The following is a 20359-nucleotide window of genomic DNA, read 5'->3' as shown; positions in this document are numbered from 1 at the left end:
GAAGAATAATAGGGTATATGGGGGTGTTAACATTTATTTAAAAGAAAAACCCCCGGCGTAAGCCAAGGGTTTTTCTCTGGTTAACAATGTGTTATATTTTTTCCAAAATAGCATTCAAAGACTTGCTTGGTCGCATAGCTTCGGCAACAAGTTTGGCATCGGGCAAGTAATACCCACCAATATCTTGAGGCTTGCCTTGGGCATCTGTCAATTCGTTGATTATTTGGGTTTCCATGGTCTTCAATGCTTCAGCAACTTCGGAAAAGGTGTTTTTCAAAGTCGTATTCTTATTCTGGTTCGCCAAAGCTTCGGCCCAATACATGGCCAAATAGAAATGACTGCCACGGGTATCCAATTCCATTACCTTACGTGAAGGCGATTTGTCGTTCAATAGGAATTTTTCGGTTGCTGCATCCAAGGCATCCCCTAAAATACGGGCTTCTGGATTGTTGTTCTTATCCCCAAAGAATTCCAATGAAACGCCTAGGGCCAAGAATTCGCCCAAAGAATCCCAACGTAAATGGCCTTCTTCCAAAAATTGTTCAACGTGTTTGGGGGCAGAACCTCCGGCTCCAGTTTCAAAAAGACCACCGCCATTCATAAGCGGTACAATGGAAAGCATTTTGGCACTTGTTCCTACCTCAAGTATAGGAAAAAGATCGGTCAGGAAATCACGCAAGACATTCCCTGAAACGGAAATGGTGTCTTTACCTTCCTTCATACGTTTTAAGGTGACCTTTGTAGCTTCAAGGGGAGATAAGATCTTAATGTCCAATCCTGTGGTGTCATAATCTGGCAGGTAGGTTTTAACCTTTTTCATTATTTCCCTATCATGGGCCCTTTCCTCATCCAACCAAAAAATAGTAGGGATTTGTGAGGCACGTGCTCTCGAAACCGCCAATTTGATCCAATCTTGGATAGGAGCGTCCTTTACTTGGCACATTCTCCAAATATCACCTTTTTCCACGGTGTGTTCCAAGAGGGTTTCTCCTGAATTTATATCAATTACGGCTACTTTACCGTCTGTTCCAATTTCAAAGGTCTTATCATGGGAACCATATTCCTCGGCTTTTTGGGCCATAAGTCCAACATTCGGTACAGTACCCATGGTAGTTGGATCAAAGGCGCCATGCTCTTTGCAAAAGTCGATGGTAGCCGAATAGATATCGGCATAACTGCTGTCGGGTATGACCGCTTTTGTATCCTGTGCCTCACCTTTCGCGTTCCACATCTTTCCCGAATTTCGAATCATGGCAGGCATGGAGGCATCGATAATAACATCGCTAGGTACATGAAGGTTGGTAATGCCTTTGTCAGAATTTACCATAGCCAGATCAGGACCTTGTTTGATGGCGTTTTTTATATCGTTTTCAATTTCATTTCTTTTGTCAGCGGGAAGTTCATTGAGTTTATCCAATAAATTTTCCAAACCATCATTGGCGTTTACACCTATTGATTCGAATGTTGGGCCATGTTTGGCAAACACATCCTTAAAGAAGACCTCGATGGCATGACCAAAGATAATAGGGTCGGAGACCTTCATCATGGTGGCCTTCATATGGATCGAGAATAAAACACCCTTTTTCTTGGCATCTTCGATTTGTTCGGTCAAAAAAGCCACCAAGGCTTTCTTGCTCATAATCGTAGCGTCAATGATCTCACCTTTTAAGAGGGGAAGATTCTCTTTTAAAACTGTGGTAGAGCCATCATTACCGTTAAGCACAACTTTAATGCTGGTAGCTGCAGATAGGGTCAATGATTTTTCATTTGATTTGAAATCACCATGGTCCATAGTAGCAACATGGGTAGCGGAGTCCTTACTCCATGCACCCATGGAATGTGGATTTTGTTTGGCGTAGTTCTTAACGGCCCTTGGAGCCCTACGATCAGAGTTACCTTCACGTAGTATAGGGTTAACCGCACTCCCCTTTATTTTGTCATAACGTACTTTTAATTTCCGTTCTTCATCATCCTGGGGATCGTCGGGGTAGTCGGGTAAGGCATAGCCTTTACTTTGGAGTTCCTCTATGGCTTCGTTCAATTGAGGGATCGAAGCACTGATATTAGGTAATTTAATAATGTTTGCTTCTGGCATCTTGGCCAGGTTTCCCAAAGTTTCCAGGTCATCTTGCATTCGCTGTTCTTCGGATAGAAATTCTGGAAAGGCAGCAAGTATTCTTGCGGCCAATGAAATGTCCTTGGTCTCTACGGTAATGCCCGAAGTCTTGGTAAAAGCTTGGACAATAGGTAGGAATGATTGTGTTGCTAGGGCAGGAGCCTCGTCGGTCTTGGTATAGAAAATCTTTGGCATCTATTGAGTAATTTGATTTTAGTGAAACAAATATACAATTTTATGCCCTGCCGATTGTTTGTGTTTTGCGGATTATTTATAATGGAAAAGTTTCTTTTTGTGAAGTGGAAAACAGGGCAGTACTAAAAATTGTGTACTTCATGGATGGGGAAATAGAACCACGTAACGCTCCGTATTCGTAATTTATATCTAGTAGGGAATCCGCACTAGGGTCCAAAACAAAAGCCATATCACTTGTACAAGTACATTTGATATGGCTTTTTAGAAATAGCACGAAAATATATGTTCTGAATTTTCATCAAAACCGCAACCATTGATTGCCACTCCCAATACTATTTCAACGTTTGCAATACAAAGCGGTTTTTGACTTTTCAATCAAGCAACCACATTTATGTTTTGCTTCTTGTTGTCTTAATGTTCTTAACTTAACTACAAGACCTACGTTTTGCGTTTAAAATAAGGATACCTACATAAAACCGGAGACATAAGCCTCTTTTGTTTATGCTCGCCTATTTAATCATTATCCCGTAAAACGAATTCTACTGGATTTTCTTAAAAGACTAAACAACAATATAAAGAACGTAAACTTTATAATGGCTTTTTTAAAATTCCTAGTCGGACTCCCTCAAAACCATATAATAAATATAGGCTTAAATTTCGAATTTTCAAAGAATTAAAAATCAACAGCTTATGAACTTAGGTTGTTAACAATTGTTCATAAAAAAAGCACCCCTTGAAGAAGGGATGCTTTTTGATTTTGTGTAATTCGTGATTAAGAACGAATTTCCTTGATTCTTGCCTTTTTACCGGTAAGACCTCTAAAGTAGTAAATTCTTGCTCTACGAACTTTACCTTTTTTATTGACTTCAATTTTCTGCAATGCAGGTAAATTGATAGGGAAAATACGTTCAACACCTATAGTCCCTGACATTTTACGAATGGTAAAAGTTTCTGTTGCTCCGCTGCCTCTTCGTTGGATCACGACCCCTTTAAAGAACTGGGTACGTGTTTTCTCACCTTCCTTAATCTCATAGTATACGGTGATTGTATCTCCAGCTGAGAATTCTGGGAATTCTTTTTTTGGAATGAATTCGTTTTCTACGAAGTTGATTAATGCTTCCATTGTTATTTTTTACAATTATATTCTACCAACATTCACGATTTTCGTCAGAGGTTGGTTTAACAGGGTGCAAAAATACGTTATAAATTAAAAACTGCAAGAAATTTATTTTTATTTTTTTTAATTCCAGCAACTTAGTTAGCGGTCTTCAGCATCTTTAGTATGGCCAGTACAAAACCGATGGTGAACACACAGGCGAAAAGAGCCCCGACGATAGTCAAATACCCTTGAATGTTCACCAGCTCCCTAGCGCCCATGTTGTGGGCCGTCAAGGTTGTCAATATAGGCCTGATGATATATAACAAGGCACTAAGGCAACTGCCAATGCCCATTAAGAGTCCGGCTGTGGATTTGGATTTTAAATAATACAATAAGGAGAAAATAAAAATAACGACCTCAACGATAAATCCAATTATTGAGCCAAATAAAAAGTAAATCTCGTAATTGTCCATGAAGATTATTCGTTTAAAAGATCAGGGCGTAATGTTTTGGTTCTTTCGTAGGCCTTATTTTCACGCCATTCCTCTATTTTCGGAAAATTACCACTTAGTAGCACATCGGGGACCTTGAGTCCCTTGTATTCCGACGGTCTGGTGTATACGGGTGGGGCCAGTAAATTGTCTTGAAAGGTATCGGTCAATGCAGAGGTCTCATTGCCCAAAACCCCTGGGATCAATCGTATGATCGAATCACAGAGTATGGCGGCGGCCAATTCACCCCCGGACAGTACATAATCGCCAACGGAGATTTCCTTTGTGATATAGGCATCCCTAACCCTTTGGTCAACACCTTTGTAATGACCACAAAGAATGATGATGTTTTCGACTAGTGAAAGGCTATTGGCGGTTTTTTGGTTTAAGGTCACGCCATCCGGGGTCATATAAATGATTTCATCATAATCACGTTCCGCTTTTAAGGATGAAATGCATTTATCAATGGGTTCAATCATCAATACCATTCCCGCTCCACCACCAAATTGATAATCATCAACTTGGTTATAGCTTAAATCTGTATAGTCGCGTAGATTGTGCATATGCACTTCAACAATCCCTTTTTCAATGGCGCGTTTTAAAATGGAAGCCTCAAACGGACTTTTAAGCAATTCGGGTAATACGGTTATAATGTCAATACGCATGGTGTTTGTGGGTCTAAATTATTTTGCGGTCCAAAAGTAATGAAAACAATCAACGTCTTTTACCCAGTTCAATTTTTCGTATAATTTTTGGGCTGGGTTGTCCACGTCTGTTTCTAGGGCAAGCCCTTTAGCCCTATTCGCTAAACAAAATTCCTTGGCTTTACCCAAAAGAGCCCTGCCGATTTGTTTATTCCTGAATACTTCCTCGACGAATAAGTCATTCAAAACATAGGAATGTTGCATCGAAACCGACGAGAACATGGGATAGAGTTGGACGAATCCCGCTGGTTTGTTTTGGTAATAGGCTAAAAAAATAATTGATTCGTTTTTGTTCAAACGTTCGGTCAAGAATATCCTTGCGCCTTCAATATCGCTTTCTTGCTTATAAAACACCCTGTATTGGTTGAATAGGGGTGCAACCTCAAAAAGGTCTTTTATAGTGGCTTTAACGATTTTGATCATGATGCTAGCAAAAAAAAAGCTCCGTTAAGGAGCTTTTTTTTATTTTGATTTTTTGTACTTGTTTATCTCATCCTGTAATTGCCTACTTATTTTTTGCTCTCTTTCCAAGGCCCTTCTGCGGTGGTCCTCATATTCGGTCTCCACTTCGGCAAGAGCCGTTTTGGCCTCTTGGGTCAAGGTATTACTTCTTCTGAATTTGTAAACAAAAAGCAAGAATAACAATAACAGGCAACCGATAATGGACCAAAGAATGAAGTTATAGGTGGTTTTGGAAACCAACATACCTAAAAACGACATGCTGTCCTTTTCTTCCGATACCGAAGTTAAATTATTGGTCGTTTCCTCCAATTTTTTATTCAAGGATGAGATGGTAGCTTCATGGCCCGAAATCGTAGCCTTCAATTCCGCTTCTTTCTTGTACGTCATATTAAGGGTGTCCATTACATTCTTTCGCAATTTATCCAAGGAAATGATACGTACCACCTCATAACGCTTGCCGTCGGCCCTGTAATTCCCCGACTTTTTATAGATGTAATCAAATTGACTGTCGATAGTTCCTTTGTCCAAGGATAATTCTTCAGTGGTGTCTGTTTCTTCTTGTGCATTGTGTAGGTTGAATGACAATAAGGTCAATAAAAGAAGTAGTGTTTTTAAACCTTTCATTTTTAAATGGTTCTATGTTTAGTAAATGATTTAGAGGGGACTAAAGTAGTCCAATAATATCAATTAAGAAAAAAAATTGATCAGAAGCTACTTATAGTTATTCAACGTGATGGATCAATTTTAATTGTATCAATATTATCTTTATAGTTTAATAGTATGTAAAACGCCTAACTTTAGCGATATACTTGGCTAACCGAATTACTTGATGGGAATACCCATATTCATTGTCGTACCATATATATAGAATGATATTTTTGCCGTTATCGGACACGATTGTGGCCTTGCTGTCATAGATCGAAGGGGCCGACGTGCCCACAATATCGGAGGATACCATCTCTTTGCTTAGCGAATATTTTATCTGCTCTACAAGGTCTCCTTCCAAGGCATATTTTTTGACAATGGTGTTTATACCATCTAAAGAGGTTTCGTTTTTTACGACCAGGTTCAATATAGCCAATGATCCATTGGGAACGGGAACACGAATGGCATTTGAGGTCAATTTTCCATGAAGGGAGGGGATGGCTTTGGCAACAGCCTCACCGGCCCCAGTTTCAGTAATGACCATGTTCAATGCCGCGGCCCTTCCCCGCCTGTATTTACTATGCATATTGTCTACAAGGTTCTGGTCGTTCGTATAGGCATGTATGGTTTCCAGATGTCCTTTTATGATACCAAGGGAATCATCAATGACTTTAAGAATAGGGGTGATGGCATTTGTGGTGCATGAAGCAGCTGAAAAAATATGTGTTTTATCCGGGTCGTATTCCAAATGGTTGACACCATGAACAATATTCGGTACTTCCTTTCCTGGTGCCGTTAATAATACTTTCTTTACTCCTTTGGATAGCAAGTGGCGGGATAATTGCTCTTGATCTCTATAAGCCCCTGAGTTGTCTATCAATAGGGCGTTCTTTATGCCGTATTCGGTATAATCGATGTCTTCGGGTTGACTTGCGCTGATCATATGTACCGTGGTGCCATTGATGATCAGGGCCTTGTTCTTTAAATCGGTATCCACAGTTCCTAAAAACCTTCCATGTACTGAATCCGTTCGCAATAAACTAGCTCTTTTTTCAAGGATATCCTCATCGATGGTTCCGCGGGTAACTATTGCCCTCAAACGAAGCTGGTTGCCTTTACCGGTTTTGGCCATCAATTCCCGGGCCAATAATCGTCCAATACGACCAAAACCGTATAGGACCACGTCCTTGGGTTGTATTTCTTCAGCGCTATAGGCGCTTTTCAATTTTCCAATAACGAACGCTTTTACGTTATTGTAATTGCCTTCGTCAGCGTGGTATTCATAGGTTAATTTGCCAATATCCAGTTTTGAAGGGGGTAGTTTAATATCCTTTATGGCCCTGAGGATTTCTATTGAATCGAATATCGAAATCGGTTTTTGCACAAACTCACCGGCATATTCATGTAGGTGTATAATGTCGCCGACGCTGCGGTCGATAATTTGGTTTTTGAACAAAACAACTTCAATGGCTTTGTCGTACCACAGGTCACTGGTGATCTTTATAAATTCCGTAGTAGCCTTTCTACGGTCGGCCTGAAAAGCCAATTCTTTTTCGTATGATTTAATATGTTCCATAGTTTGTTGCGTTGTAGTTTTACCCAAAAATATATATTTCAAACGTTTTAGGAATGTTTCTTAGAATCAAAAAAAAACACCTTAACGATGGTCAAGGTGTTTTGGTCTATAGTGTTTTTTAAGTATTATTGGAAGATAAGTCGTTCTCTTTCCCCTTTTTTATTGATCATGGTAATACTCGTTTTTCCATATCTTGAAATGCGTCCAAAAAGCGTTTTGGCTTCTTGGATATCGTTGATTTCTTCATTGTCTACGGAAAGAAGAACTTTACCATCCAAACCATATCCGCGGTAGGTTTCTGGAACCCCAACAATTTTCACTCCTTTTTTTGTCTTGAAGGCTTTCCTGTCCTTGTCGGTCAAATTTTTGACTTCAAGGCCCATGACCGGCACAAATAAAGTCTGTCGCTCTTTGATGGTCACGGGAAGAATGAGTTCTTCACCTTCCCTGTCAATGGTTACTTCAATTTCATCACCTGGTCTTTTGGTAGACAGATACCCGGTTAGGTCGGCAAATTTGTGCACTTCTATCTGGTCTACGGCCTTAATGATGTCCCCTGCCATTAGATCGGCCTCTTCGGCTCCCGATTCTTCCTCGACACCTTCAATATACACTCCGTCAATTTCATTGATTCCTTTTTCAATGGCATAGGGTGTGTTGATGGAAACGGTTTTGATACCCAAAACCCCTTTTTGGACACTTCCGAATTCCATAATATCATCAATAACTTTTTTTGCGATATTACTGGGTACGGCAAAAGAATACCCTACGTAAGAACCTGTTTGGGATGAAATGGCGGTGTTGATCCCAATGAGATCGCCATTGGTGTTCACCAATGCTCCACCACTGTTTCCTGGGTTCACAGCGGCATCGGTTTGGATAAAGGATTGGTCGTTGCTCATTAATGCCCGTGCCTTGGCACTTACAATACCGGCGGTTACCGTTGAAGTCAAATTAAAGGGATTGCCCACAGCCAATACCCACTCGCCAACTTTTACATGGTCAGAATCCCCAAAGGCCAGGTAAGGCAAGGGTCTTTTTGCATCTATCTTTAATAGGGCGATATCTGAATTTGGGTCCGTACCCACCAATTCGGCCTCATAGGTTTTATTGTTGTTCAGGGTGACTTGTAATTGACTGGCACCTTTGATAACATGATTGTTCGTTACGATATGCCCGTCAGGGGAGATAATAACCCCTGATCCAGTACCGATCTGGGCTTTCTGGTTGCCTTCATAACCGTAAAAGAACTCCATTAAACTAGAAGGTCCCCTGCTTATGGTTACGTTTTTAACGTGTACAACGGCATTTACGGTGGTCTCGGCCGCCGATGTAAAGTCGACCTCATTGATCCCAGCCCCTTTTGCTGATGCAGGTGAAAAGCTTGAATTGATTATCGATGATGGATTATCGTCCGATACCACGGCATAATTTGTTCTTTCAAAAAATAATTTATAAGCGCCTAATGTAATGGCCCCAGCAAAAAGTGCTATAAGTAATGAGCCTCCGATTTTTTTCATACGTAAATGTAATTTTTATTTATTAGTGTCCTTAGGTCTTAAATTCAAGGTAAAATTAAGGGAATTAAAGATCTTGCCTTTAGGGTTTAACTACTTTTTAACTGCTAAAAAACCCTTAAAATTACATTATATTTGGACCATGGAAATGAATAGGGTACTTACGTTTTATAAATACCAAGGCACGGGAAATGATTTTGTAATGATCGATAATAGGGACAATAGCTTCCCTAAAGATGATATAAAATTGGTGGCTTGGCTGTGTGATAGAAGATTTGGGATAGGGGCCGATGGACTCATCCTCTTAGAGGAAGATGCGATCATGGACTTTAACATGGTATATTATAATGCTGATGGTAAACAAGGGTCAATGTGTGGAAATGGTGGCCGCTGCTTGGTAGCTTTCGCAAAATTTCTGGGCGTAGTTTCCGCTGAAGCGAAATTCAATGCTGTCGATGGAGTGCATTCCGCTACCATAAATGGGGATATCGTGGAACTCAAAATGGGTGACGTTTCCGAAATCAGTGAAAAACCCAATGCTTATTTCCTGAATACGGGATCCCCACATCATGTTCAGTTGGTAAAGGGGCTTCAGGATTTTGATGTATTTAAGGAAGGTTCCAAATTGCGATATGGGGTCTATGGACAAAAAGGGAGTAACATTAATTTTGTGGAACCTTTGGGTGAAGGAACTTTTGCAGTGAGAACGTATGAACGTGGAGTTGAGGACGAGACCCTTTCCTGTGGTACTGGAGTAACAGCCGTGGCTATTGCAATGCACAAGTCAGGTAAGGTGTCTTCCGATGTCGTAAATATCGAGGCCCAAGGGGGAAAATTACAAGTAAGGTTCTCAGTCGATGCCAAAGGGTATTCCAACGTACATCTAAAAGGTCCGGCAACTCAAGTTTTTAAAGGGGAAATCAAATGTTGAATCTTCAAGGAAAACATATTCATCTAAGGGCTCTAGAGCCTTCTGATCTGGATTTTCTCTATGAATTGGAGAACAATACGGATATTTGGGAGATCAGTGGCACTACCACACCTTATTCCAAACATGTGTTAAAACAGTATTTGGATAATGCCCATAGGGATATCTATGATGTGAAGCAATTGCGATTATGTATTGCTACAACGGATAAAGTTGTAGGGTTTATCGATTTATTCGATTTTGACCCCCAAAACAAGCGGGCAGGAGTAGGGATCGTGGTTTTGGAGCACAAACACAGGAATAAGGGAATTGGTGCGGAAGCCCTCTCACTTTTGTGTGATTATGTTTTTAAGGTTTTGGGACTTCGGCAATTGTATGCCAATGTCATGGAAGAAAACTTGGCCAGTCTCCACCTGTTCAAAAAAATGGGATTTATAGAGGTCGGCTTGAAAAAAGATTGGATTTTCTCCAATGGCACGTTTAAAAATGAAATATTACTACAAAAGATCACTGTATAATGTATATAAGAAAGATTTTATTGCTACTGGTTGTTTTGGGACTTATTATAGGGGGTGTTTTTGCCTATAAGGTCTACGATGCGGTGTTTTCTCCCAATACCAAGTTCAACAATGAGGAGGCGTTTGTCTACGTACCAACCGGGGCTACCATTAATGATGTAAGTCAGTTGTTGGATCCCTTGCTAAAAGATGCCAATACATTTGTTCAGGTTGCCGAACGAAAAGGTTACGCTTCAAATGTAAAAGGAGGTAAATATGCCATTACAAAGGGAATGGGCAACAATGATATCATAAATTCATTAAGAAGTAACAATATTCCTGTTAAGGTGTCATTCAATAATCAAGAGACCTTGGCCAGCTTGGCCGGTAGGATTGCTTCCCAAATTGAGCCGGACAGTCTCAGTCTCCTGAAGGTTCTGAACGACCCCGATTTTTATAAGGGTAATGGTTTTAATGAGGCCACGAAAATTGCGATGTTCATTCCGAATAGCTATGAGTTTTTCTGGAATACTTCGGCGGAAAAATTCAGGGCCCGGATGTTGAAGGAGTATAATCGTTTTTGGAATGAAGAAAGAAGGGCCAAGGCCAAGGCCTTGCGATTGTCCCCGACCGAGGTTATATCCTTGGCATCGATTGTGCATAAAGAGACGGCTAAGGTTGAGGAGCGGCCTAGAGTGGCAGGTGTGTATTTGAACAGGTTAAGAAAGAACATCAAATTGCAGGCCGATCCTACCGTTATTTATGCACTGAAAAAACATACAGGAAATTTTGATACGGTTATTAAACGGGTATTGTATAAAGATCTGGAGCTAGATTCACCCTACAACACCTATAAATATGCCGGAATACCCCCTGGGCCAATCACCATGCCCGATATATCGGCAATAGAGGCTGTTTTGAATCCAGAAAAGCACGACTATTATTATTTTGTAGCCAATGTTGAAAATTTCGGATATCACAAATTCGCAAAAACCCTTGCCCAACATAACCGAAATAAGGCACAGTACGTCCGATGGATCAATAGTCAAAATATTAATAGATAGGTCATTAATCGAAAATTAAGGACTTGTTAACTAATAATGTATATTTTTAACAAAGCCTTCTGACCTTCCCATGTTAAGCGCCATATCTTTGCATAGTGAAATTTAAGCATACCCTTTTTGGTAGTAAGTCTTAAGAAAACAGAGATATGAGAAGATGTATTTTCTTTTTTAGTTCTCTTATCATGCTTTTGATTTTTGTGAGTTTTAGTGGTTTGTCGTCTGATACGACAGTCCCTAGGACCTTGAAAGTCAATGAACCTACTGAGGTTTTGTTTCCCAAAAACAAAACTGTTTTGGCTCCAACCTTGGAAACCCCGCCTTTTTTAGGCAGTACATTCCATGGTTTTAAAGAAGCCTTGGCGTTTAAGGAATCGTCAGGGAATTATTTTGCAACAAATACCCTAGGGTATTTAGGTAAGTACCAGTTCGGTATAAACACCTTGGAATTAATGGGTGTTTTCAACTCATCAGTGTTCCTTAATGATCCTATATTGCAGGAAAAGGCATTTGAGACGAATATTGCCCGTAATAAATGGATTATGCGGAGGGATATTAAGAAGTTTGTAGGCAAACGGATTAAAGGTGTTGAGATTACCGAATCTGGAATGTTGGCTGCGGCCCATTTGGCTGGACCTGGAAATGTAATGAAATACTTGCGTTCTTATGGAAAAATCAATTTTAAGGATGCTTATGGATCAACCATTGTAAATTATTTAAAGAAATTCTCGGGGTACGATATTTCATTGGTATTACCAAAACGTAACCCAAAAGTGTAAGGTTTTATATGTATATGAAAATGGTAGGCCCCGACGGAAACGTCGGGGTTTATTTGTTTAAGCCTGAATGATGAAAATGGCAGGTCTTTTATTTAAGTCCACATTGGATTTTTTCCAGTCCGTTATATTTTTAGTTTGAATGAATTCCGTATTGAGTGTAATGTCACAAGCTATACACAATCGAGTGCTGTTCGAAAGTGAGGTCAATAGTTCTTTGAACAATTTGTCATTCCGATACGGGGTCTCAATGAAAATTTGGGACTGTTTTATATCCCTCGATTTTTTTTCAAGCGATTTGATGGTTTTTTTTCGATCTGCAGAATCAATTGGGAGGTAGCCGTTAAATGCGAAATTCTGTCCGTTCATTCCGCTGGACATTAAAGCCAATACAATGGATGAGGGTCCTACTAGGGGAACTACTTGTATGTTCTTCTGATGGGCAATACGCACCACATCGGCACCAGGGTCTGCAATACCGGGGCAACCGGCTTCGGAGATAATCCCAACATTAAGGCCTTCAAGGCATGGTTGTAAAAAAGTAGGAAGGCTTTCCGCTTCGGTATATTTGTTCAGCAGTTCGATATGCAATCCAGGTTGCGATTTTCTAGGGGATATTTTTTTGATGAACCGTCTGGCCGATTTTTCGTTTTCCACAATATAGTGGTCAACGGCTTCAATCACCCTTTTTATGGAAATGGGCAATACTTCCAATGGCTCATTATCACCTAAAGTGGTGGGGATCAAATAAAGTTTTCCTTTTGTCTTGTTGTTGCTATCCATTCAGGTGTGCTTACTTATTGTCCAGCTTTTTTGCGATGACTGTGCAGGCTTCGTCTATAAGATGAAAAACATGTTCAAAACCATCGTCATCGTAATAGGGGTCCGGTACTTCCATGGTACTGGAATCCAATACTTCCAACAATAATTTAACTTTGTTTTTGTGGTGTTTATTTTGGGTAAGGGCAATGATGTTTCTGTAATTGCTCTTATCCATCACATAAATAACATCAAATGCCTCAAAATCGGCTATCGTGAATAGTCGGCAACGTTGATGGCTGATATCTATACCGTATTTTTTACCTACCTCGATACTTCGAGGGTCAGGTTTACTGCCAATATGATAGCCTCCTGTTCCAGCGGAATCTACATGAATTTCATCACTGTCGACCTTGTTTTGGAGAATTCCTTCGGCCAATGGTGACCTGCAGATATTTCCAAGGCAGACCATTAAAACCTTTATAGCCATTAAAGTATGTTAAGAAAGTTTCTTGGTTAGATCCTCAATGTATTTCCGGAACTGCTTGTCGGTTTCAGCTAGGTTGTCAACCGTTTTACAGGCATGGAGAACAGTGGCATGGTCCCTTTTTCCAATTTGTGAGCCAATACTTGCCAAGGAAGCCTTGGTAAATTTTTTGGCGAAGAACATAGCCAGTTGCCTAGCTTGGACGATATGCCTTTTTCTTGTTTTGGATTGAAGGGTGGCCACATCCATTTCAAAGTAATCGGAAACTACTTTTTGGATATAATCTATAGAGACTTCGCGTTTGGTATTCTTGACGAATTTTTCGACCACTTGTTGTGCCAGCTCCAAAGTAACCTCTTTCTTGTTGAAGGAAGATTGTGCTATCAAGGATATAATGGCACCTTCCAACTCTCGAATATTGGTTTTGATGTGTTTGGCAACATAATCGATGATATCTTCAGGCATTTCAACACCATCGCGATACAATTTGTTCTTTAAGATGGAAATCCTCGTTTCGTAATCGGGATTTTGCAATTCGGCCGATAATCCCCATTTGAATCTCGAAAGCAATCGTTGTTCAATATCCTGCATATCAACAGGAGCCTTGTCCGATGTTAGAATCACTTGTTTCCCGTTCTGGTGCAAATGATTGAATATGTGGAAGAACACATCCTGGGTACCCGATTTTCCCGATAGGAATTGAACATCATCGATAATGAGCACATCTATCAATTGATAAAAATGTATAAAATCGTTTCGTGTATTTTTCTTGACGGATTCAATATACTGCTGGGTGAATTTTTCCGCGGATATGTACAAAACCGTACGGTCAGGGTATTTATCCTTTATCTCAACGCCAATCGCATGAGCCAAGTGGGTCTTGCCCAAACCAACTCCACCAAAAATCAATAACGGATTAAACGAGGTTCCCCCAGGTTTGTTCGCTACTGCCATCCCTGCCGAACGGGCCAAACGGTTAGAGTCGCCTTCAAGGAAATTATCGAAATTGTAATTCGGATTCAATTGGGATTCGATTTTGATATTTCGAATTCCAGGAATGACAAAAGGATTCCTAAGTTCCGGGTTTTTTGATTTAATAGGGACATCCATTTCCTGTGGTCCCATATTGCCCCGGTTTGAACTGGGTATTTTTTCTGTAAACGGTTCACGGTTGCCGTAGGTATTCTCCATCCTTATAATGTATACAAGTTTGGCGGTCTCACCCAATTCTTTGGTAAGGGCAACTTTCAAAAGCTTCACATAGTGCTCTTCCAGCCACTCATAGAAAAATTTGCTGGGCACCTGAATACTTAAGGCATTATCTGATAATTTTACAGGTTTTATGGGTTCAAACCAAGTTTTGAATGCCTGCGGTTGGATGTTATCTTTGATAAAAGCCAAACAGTTGTTCCAGACGGAATTAGCAGTAACACTCATTGTAAAAATTCTGTTGTTTATGGTTAGTTTTTAAGCACTGATAGCACTAGGTCTTATAGCTGGATTAATGTAATTTAGGTCCCGCAAATATGTGAACAAAAATCCTAAAAAAAAAATGATTTGGGGTTGATTTTACCCTTTTTTTTTCGCATGTTACACTGCCCGTAAGGGTAGCTTTTAAAGATATAATTTTTAGATGAATAATTATGGATTTTCATGAAATTTCTTTTCGTGTCCGATATGCGGAAACGGATCAAATGGGTGTTGTGCATCATGGCAATTACCCGCAGTATTTGGAGATGGGGAGGACGGAATGGTTGCGTTCCTACGGTATTTCCTACAAAGCCATGGAGGATAATGGGATTATTCTTCCTGTTGTCTCTATTTCCCTGAACTATAAGAAATCCGCCTACTATGACGACATTATAGTTCTTCGTACTTACCTGCGTAAAAAACCTATGGTCAGGATTGAATTTGATTATGAAATCTATAATGGGGAAGGTGATTTGTTGGCTGTAGCAAATACAGTACTCGCCTTTATGGATGCCAAAAAAAACAAGCCGATCAGGTGTCCTGCGGATATACTCGAAAAGATCGGTTTTTAACCCGGTCTTTCCGTAATGGATATGGTATGGTTTTCTTGGAATAATTGCTGTGTCATTTGGGCATGGCTTTTAGGTACACAAATATAAATAGTGCATTCCATTTCGAGTTTTTGGGAAACGATTTCGAGGTTGTGTTGTTTGATTATGCGCATTACCTTGTTCATCGTTTCATAGCCGAATTTGATCTCGAAATGGGCTTTTTCGGTCCTTTCAACAATAGGTGATGCCTCAAGGGCCATTTGTGCTGCGGTCCTATAGGCGCTGATCAAGCCTCCAACCCCTAATTTGGTGCCACCGAATATACGGGCCACGGCCACAAGGACATTGGTTACCTCAAAAGATTGTATTTGTCCGTAAATGGGCATTCCGGCCGAGTTGTTAGGTTCGCCATCATCATTTGCACGATACCGAACGTTATTTATACCCAATTGCCATGCGTAACAGACATGATTGGCGGTATGATGCTTTTTTTTAAGCATTTCAATAATGGGTTTCACCTCGTCCTCAGATACCAACGGGTAGGCGTAACCAAAAAACTTGCTCTTTTTCTCTTTAAAAAGAACTTCCTCTGAAGGTTTGGACAAAGTTTTATAACAATCAGTATTTTCCATTAGAATACAGCAACGAGAATGATACTTATAACAGCCAAGACTATACCTCCCCAGTTTTTGGGGCTTATCTGTTCTTTAAATAGGACAATGCCTAAAAGGGTTGACAACATTACAATGGCCACATTATTGATCGTAAAGACCGAAGCGCTATTCAAAGTTGGGTTTTGTAATGCCCGTAACAAATAGTATATAGAAAAATAGTTCGGCACCCCTAAGGCAATTCCACCTAGAATATTCTTAAAGTTTATTTTCAAAGGGGCTTTAAAGGCTTTGAAGATAATAAAGAATAGCCCCACGAAAGCGGCAGCCGCGAAAATGGCAGCTGAAAAAAGGGGGAATTCGTTTTCCGTGATTTGGGTTTCCTGAACGTATTTGATACTGGTATCTATAATTCCAGATCCCAGGAAAACCAAAATTGGCAAAAGCAAGGATGATCTTTTGAATTTGATTTCCTTCTTCTTGATGGAAGCAAAATATACGGCAGCCAATGCTAAAAGTATTCCTATGACTTTCAAAAACCCAAGGGTTTCCTTATAAACCAGTATCCCGAAAATTACGGGAATTACCAATGACATTTTGGTGGCCACGGATGCAACTGAAACCCCTACCGTCTGTGAGGTCTTAGCCATTAAATTAAATACGACGATGAATAACACACCTAAGAGAAGGGTTCCGGTAAACCAAGGTTGTTCTGTGATTTCCAAGGGTTTCACCTCACCCGAATAAAAAAACATCCCTACTGCACAGGCTACCACATAATTGGTGATGATGGCATATGAGGTTTCAATCTTATAGATCTCATAGAGTTTGAAAATCACAAAGATCAAACTGGAACAAAGGACGCTTAATACTAGGTCTAACATCTATATCCTAGAATTTAATTGTATTATGTCCTCTTTTCCAACGCTAATATTCCAGGTCTTTATCCCTAACTGTTCGGCAGCCAAGGTGTTTTCCAGGGTGTCATCGATAAAAAGGGTTTCTGGGGCATTCAAATCGTTCTCTTTAAGTACAAACCCGTAAATGTCCTTATTGGGTTTTCGCATTTCAATTTCGTGCGAAAGATAGAATTGCTCAAAACAGTTTTTAAAGCGATGGTAATTATGCTCCCCCATAGTTTCGATTACCTTGGAAATGTGGAGGGCATTGGTGTTGCTTAGAAGAAAGAGACGATGTGTCTTTTCTTGGGCCAATTTTTCAATGAATTCAAGTCTGTATTCCGGAAAATCCAATATCATTCCATTCCAAATCCTAACTATTTCCTGCGATGATGCACTTGGAAAAGCAATTTGAAGTTTCTTTACAAAATCCCCGGAACTAATAGCCCCTACTTCAAAATCATTACTTAGGGCTAGGAGATCAGCTGTGAGGTTTGTGTTATCGTATTTTTGGATTTCACGAAAAAGAATCTCCTTGTCCAGGTTTATGAAAACATCGCCAAAATCAAAAATGATGTTTTTAATCATTTCTATATATGTTTAAAATGTCAGTGTCAATATTTAATACACATGGGGTTTTGCCCATGATTTTTGGGGCTTTAAGACCTTTTTCAAAGGTATTGGGGCCATTGAATATTCGCGCCTCATCCCATAGGTCGGCAGTAATGAAGGAAGTTAGTGTTTGGGAACCCCCTTCGATCAGAACACTGGTAATGTTGTTCTTGTATAGTACTTGGCAAATTTGTTCTGGCAAATTTACTGAAAAGTCGACGACCTCATAATCCACGCCTTTTCTCCATAGGGCAGTGTCTTCAATCTGTGTGATAATGATGGTTTTTATTTTTTGGTCGAAGATGTGGTATTCACCTTGTATCCTTAGATTCCTATCGAGGATCACACGAATTGGGGATTTGCCGTACCATTCCCTCACATTTAGTTTGGGGTTGTCCTCCATAACCGTATTGGTGCCTACCAAAATGGACTGTTCTTCACTACGCCATTTATGCACCAATTGCCTTGAATAATGGTTAGAGATCCAATAGGGTTCGGTTTTGCCATTTCTTTTTGAAGCTAAAGGGGCCATAAAACCATCTTTGGTCTCAGCCCATTTCAAAATAATGAATGGGCGTTGCTTTTGATGGAATGTCATGAATCGTTTGTGATGTTCCCGGCACGCATCCTCAAGTATCCCCACGGTTACATTGCAACCGGATTCTTTAAGTCGGGCAACACCTTCGCCCTTAACCTTGTCATGGGGGTCTACCGTGCCAATAACGACATTGGGTATCCTATGTTTTATGATTAAATCAGCGCAAGGAGGGGTTTTTCCATAATGGGAACAGGGTTCCAAGGTCACATATAGGGTTGATTTTGATAAAAGGGATTTATCGGTAACCGAATGGATGGCATTCACCTCGGCATGGGGCCCTCCATAGGCACTGGTATATCCTTCACCGATGATTCTGTTTCCCTGCACGATTACCGCCCCTACCATGGGATTTGGTGCGGTCACCCCAAGGCCATTTTTCGCCAATTGTAGGGCGCGTTCCATAAATATTGGGTCAATCGACATTTATTGTATCGTTATTTCTTGACTATGGTCAACAGTGTAATCATAGGAAAAACCGCCAAGTCTGTAGGTTATGTTCCCTTTAAAGTCAACCTTCATTTTCTTGTTCAACACCTGATTTAAGATGGCACCGAATAAATTGCCCTTATCCTCTTTAAACAATTCCGACAAAGGTAAATTAACCACCAAAGGTACAATAAAATTGTCCTTGGCCGGCACGTCAAAAGCCTCTGAAGATACGGTAGCCAAGTATATGCCGTCAACATAAACCTTGATTTCATCGGTAAGTAGGGTGCCTCCCAAATCGTTATTGTTGTTAAAGCGTGCTTCAGCCAGCAGGGTGATTGCATTTGCACTGGCCTCTTTCACCGAAACGCTATCGATTCCAACAAATTCCGGTTTTTGATTGAAGGTGCAACTTTGCCCAAGTACGGTCAAAACCAATATGAAAAATACTTTTTTCATTCCCTATAAATTTATATTTCATGTATCTTCACTCCGCTAAAATAGAACATTAAAAAAGATTGAATCAATAATTCATGGAAACAGCTGTAATACGTGAAATAGAACCCAAGGACAATAGGGAAGTGGCTTCGTTGATTCGGAAGGTTTTGTTGGAAATGGGCGTGCCCAAGGTGGGTACGGCATATGCGGATAAGGCCTTGGACCGGATGTTCGAGAATTACGATATGCCCAAAGCCACTTATTTTGTGGTCGAAGATCAAGGTCGACTTATCGGCGCTGCGGGAGTGGCACAATTAGCGAATTACAAAGGGAATGTCTGTGAGTTACAAAAGATGTACTTTCTAGAAGAGGCTAGAGGTCGGGGTTTGGGTGCGGCAATGATGGATATTTGCTTAGACCGTGCCAAAAAATATGGTTTTGAAAAATGTTATTTGGAGACTATGCCATACATGAAGGACGCCCAAAAACTCTATATAAAATCCGGATTTGAATATATTGAGGGCCCCATGGGTGATACGGGCCATTTTTCTTGTCCCGTATGGATGTTGAAACAACTATAGATTATGTTATTACGGGAGATTAGGAATATTTATCATAAGGAGCTCGACCCCATCTATCCCAAAGAGGAAGTGGATAGTTTTTTTTACCTGGCCATTTCGCATTTCTTGGATTTGGAACGTTTTGTTTTGGCGATGCAACCTAATTTGACGCTGACCAAGGAAAAGGAGCAACCCCTGTTTGAAGTGTTGAGCCAATTGCGTTTGGAAAAACCCATTCAGTATATTCTAGGGGCTACTGATTTTATGGATATGGAGTTCATCGTGAATAAGGATGTACTGATTCCAAGGCCAGAAACTGAGGAGTTGGTTCGTTGGATAATAGAAGAACACAACAATCATCATACACCATTCACTATCCTGGATATTGGAACAGGTAGTGGATGTATTGCGATAGCATTGGCGAAAGCCTTAAAAAATACAAAGGTATTCGCTCTTGATGTTTCGAAAAGAGCTTTGAGGACGGCTGAATTGAACGCACAGAAGAATAAGGTTGAAATAGTATATATTCAATCTGATATCCTTAAAACAGAATCCCTTGAAGAAAAATTTGATATTATAGTCTCTAATCCACCTTATGTCAGGGTGTTAGAGAAAGAATATATGAACTCCAACGTAATTGAAAACGAACCTGAAATCGCATTGTTCGTTTCTGATGATGACCCATTGGTATTTTATCGTAAAATCATACAATTTGCTATCGAGCACTTAAAACAAGATGGTTGGTTATATTTTGAAATCAACCAATATTTAGGTTCGGAAACCAAAGCACTCTTAGTGGATAGGTTTGTGGAAATTGAGCTAAGAAAGGATATATTTGGAAAGGAACGGATGTTGAGGGCAAAAATCAACAAATAGTGGTA

23 protein-coding genes are annotated in these 20359 nt (G+C 40.2%); 7 read left to right on the top strand and 16 right to left on the bottom strand.

Annotation, left to right across the window (positions count from 1 at the left end; genetic code table 11):
* Nucleotides 1-91 precede the first annotated feature (91 nt).
* The 8 genes from HPE56_RS02125 to HPE56_RS02090 all read right to left on the bottom strand — a co-directional run bounded on the left by HPE56_RS02125 (nt 92) and on the right by HPE56_RS02090 (nt 8808).
* Nucleotides 92-2311 carry an NADP-dependent isocitrate dehydrogenase gene (locus HPE56_RS02125; RefSeq protein WP_188242115.1) on the bottom strand — a complete coding sequence of 740 codons (2220 nt, stop codon included), beginning with the start codon at nt 2309-2311 and terminating at the stop codon, nt 92-94.
* 772 nt (nt 2312-3083) lie between these two features.
* Nucleotides 3084-3434: a 50S ribosomal protein L19 gene (rplS, locus tag HPE56_RS02120; protein ID WP_109650283.1), complete on the bottom strand. Its 351-nt coding sequence runs from the start codon at nt 3432-3434 to the stop codon at nt 3084-3086.
* Between the two features lie 131 nt (nt 3435-3565).
* On the bottom strand, nt 3566-3883 hold the full coding sequence (locus HPE56_RS02115; protein WP_188242114.1) for a hypothetical protein: 318 nt from the start codon (nt 3881-3883) through the stop codon (nt 3566-3568).
* A 5-nt stretch (nt 3884-3888) separates the two neighbouring features.
* Nucleotides 3889-4566, bottom strand: a complete 678-nt coding sequence (trmD, locus tag HPE56_RS02110; protein WP_188242113.1) for a tRNA (guanosine(37)-N1)-methyltransferase TrmD — start codon at nt 4564-4566, stop codon at nt 3889-3891.
* Nucleotides 4567-4584: 18 nt separating this feature from the next.
* Complete coding sequence (locus HPE56_RS02105; protein WP_188242112.1) at nt 4585-5028, bottom strand: GNAT family N-acetyltransferase; 444 nt, start codon at nt 5026-5028, stop codon at nt 4585-4587.
* 39 nt (nt 5029-5067) lie between these two features.
* Nucleotides 5068-5691, bottom strand: coding sequence for a tRNA (guanine-N1)-methyltransferase (locus tag HPE56_RS02100; RefSeq protein WP_188242111.1), 624 nt, complete (start codon nt 5689-5691; stop codon nt 5068-5070).
* Between the two features lie 148 nt (nt 5692-5839).
* Nucleotides 5840-7288: a glyceraldehyde-3-phosphate dehydrogenase gene (locus tag HPE56_RS02095; RefSeq protein ID WP_188242110.1), complete on the bottom strand. Its 1449-nt coding sequence runs from the start codon at nt 7286-7288 to the stop codon at nt 5840-5842.
* A 125-nt stretch (nt 7289-7413) separates the two neighbouring features.
* Nucleotides 7414-8808: a S1C family serine protease gene (locus HPE56_RS02090; protein WP_188242109.1), complete on the bottom strand. Its 1395-nt coding sequence runs from the start codon at nt 8806-8808 to the stop codon at nt 7414-7416.
* Between the two features lie 139 nt (nt 8809-8947).
* Here HPE56_RS02090 and dapF point away from each other — a divergent pair, with 139 nt between their 5' ends.
* The 4 genes from dapF (at nt 8948) to HPE56_RS02070 (ending at nt 12070) form a co-directional block, all read left to right on the top strand.
* Complete coding sequence (gene dapF / locus HPE56_RS02085) at nt 8948-9736, top strand: diaminopimelate epimerase (protein WP_188242108.1); 789 nt, start codon at nt 8948-8950, stop codon at nt 9734-9736.
* Entirely contained in the window at nt 9730-10251 is a 522-nt protein-coding gene (locus HPE56_RS02080) for a GNAT family N-acetyltransferase (protein WP_188242107.1), read from the top strand. Before dapF ends, HPE56_RS02080 begins: the two co-directional genes overlap by 7 nt.
* Complete coding sequence (gene mltG, locus HPE56_RS02075; protein WP_188242106.1) at nt 10251-11294, top strand: endolytic transglycosylase MltG; 1044 nt, start codon at nt 10251-10253, stop codon at nt 11292-11294. The genes HPE56_RS02080 and mltG overlap by 1 nt, the downstream gene beginning before the upstream one ends.
* A 146-nt stretch (nt 11295-11440) precedes the next feature.
* Entirely contained in the window at nt 11441-12070 is a 630-nt protein-coding gene (locus HPE56_RS02070) for a lysozyme family protein (RefSeq protein ID WP_188242105.1), read from the top strand.
* A 57-nt stretch (nt 12071-12127) separates the two neighbouring features.
* Here HPE56_RS02070 and HPE56_RS02065 read toward each other — a convergent pair whose 3' ends face one another.
* From HPE56_RS02065 to dnaA, 3 genes are read right to left on the bottom strand one after another with little or no spacing between them, the layout of a single operon-like run.
* The gene (locus HPE56_RS02065) at nt 12128-12850 is read right to left on the bottom strand and encodes an SAM-dependent methyltransferase (RefSeq protein ID WP_188242104.1); all 723 of its coding nucleotides are present in this window, start codon (nt 12848-12850) and stop codon (nt 12128-12130) included.
* Between the two features lie 10 nt (nt 12851-12860).
* Complete coding sequence (locus HPE56_RS02060) at nt 12861-13316, bottom strand: low molecular weight protein-tyrosine-phosphatase (RefSeq protein ID WP_188242103.1); 456 nt, start codon at nt 13314-13316, stop codon at nt 12861-12863.
* 9 nt (nt 13317-13325) lie between these two features.
* Entirely contained in the window at nt 13326-14750 is a 1425-nt protein-coding gene (dnaA, locus tag HPE56_RS02055; RefSeq protein ID WP_188242102.1) for a chromosomal replication initiator protein DnaA, read from the bottom strand.
* A gap of 206 nt (nt 14751-14956) precedes the next feature.
* Here dnaA and HPE56_RS02050 point away from each other — a divergent pair, with 206 nt between their 5' ends.
* Nucleotides 14957-15355, top strand: coding sequence for an acyl-CoA thioesterase (locus HPE56_RS02050; RefSeq protein ID WP_188242101.1), 399 nt, complete (start codon nt 14957-14959; stop codon nt 15353-15355).
* Here HPE56_RS02050 and HPE56_RS02045 read toward each other — a convergent pair.
* The 5 genes from HPE56_RS02045 to HPE56_RS02025 are packed head-to-tail and all read right to left on the bottom strand — an operon-like array spanning nt 15352 to nt 18939.
* Nucleotides 15352-15966, bottom strand: coding sequence for an IMPACT family protein (locus HPE56_RS02045; protein WP_188242100.1), 615 nt, complete (start codon nt 15964-15966; stop codon nt 15352-15354). The two genes, HPE56_RS02050 and HPE56_RS02045, sit on opposite strands and share 4 nt — an antisense overlap.
* Nucleotides 15966-16829, bottom strand: a complete 864-nt coding sequence (locus tag HPE56_RS02040) for an EamA family transporter (protein WP_188242099.1) — start codon at nt 16827-16829, stop codon at nt 15966-15968. The genes HPE56_RS02045 and HPE56_RS02040 overlap by 1 nt, the downstream gene beginning before the upstream one ends.
* Nucleotides 16830-17432 (bottom strand): HAD-IA family hydrolase, encoded by a 603-nt coding sequence (locus tag HPE56_RS02035; RefSeq protein ID WP_188242098.1) that lies wholly within the window; start codon nt 17430-17432, stop codon nt 16830-16832. It lies immediately after the preceding gene.
* Nucleotides 17425-18477 (bottom strand): bifunctional diaminohydroxyphosphoribosylaminopyrimidine deaminase/5-amino-6-(5-phosphoribosylamino)uracil reductase RibD, encoded by a 1053-nt coding sequence (gene ribD / locus HPE56_RS02030; protein WP_188242097.1) that lies wholly within the window; start codon nt 18475-18477, stop codon nt 17425-17427. Before ribD ends, HPE56_RS02035 begins: the two co-directional genes overlap by 8 nt.
* A complete protein-coding gene (locus HPE56_RS02025; protein ID WP_188242096.1) occupies nt 18478-18939 on the bottom strand; it encodes a hypothetical protein in 462 nt (153 codons plus the stop codon).
* A 74-nt stretch (nt 18940-19013) separates the two neighbouring features.
* Between HPE56_RS02025 and HPE56_RS02020 the strand changes: the two genes are divergently transcribed.
* Entirely contained in the window at nt 19014-19499 is a 486-nt protein-coding gene (locus HPE56_RS02020; RefSeq protein ID WP_188242095.1) for a GNAT family N-acetyltransferase, read from the top strand.
* 3 nt (nt 19500-19502) lie between these two features.
* Nucleotides 19503-20354, top strand: coding sequence for a peptide chain release factor N(5)-glutamine methyltransferase (gene prmC, locus HPE56_RS02015; protein ID WP_188242094.1), 852 nt, complete (start codon nt 19503-19505; stop codon nt 20352-20354).
* The last annotated feature ends 5 nt before the right edge of the window (nt 20355-20359 follow it).

This window comes from Maribacter aquimaris (assembly GCF_014596745.1).
Lineage (GTDB): Bacteria > Bacteroidota > Bacteroidia > Flavobacteriales > Flavobacteriaceae > Maribacter_A > Maribacter_A aquimaris.
This window is presented reverse-complemented; position numbering and strand designations above follow the sequence as displayed.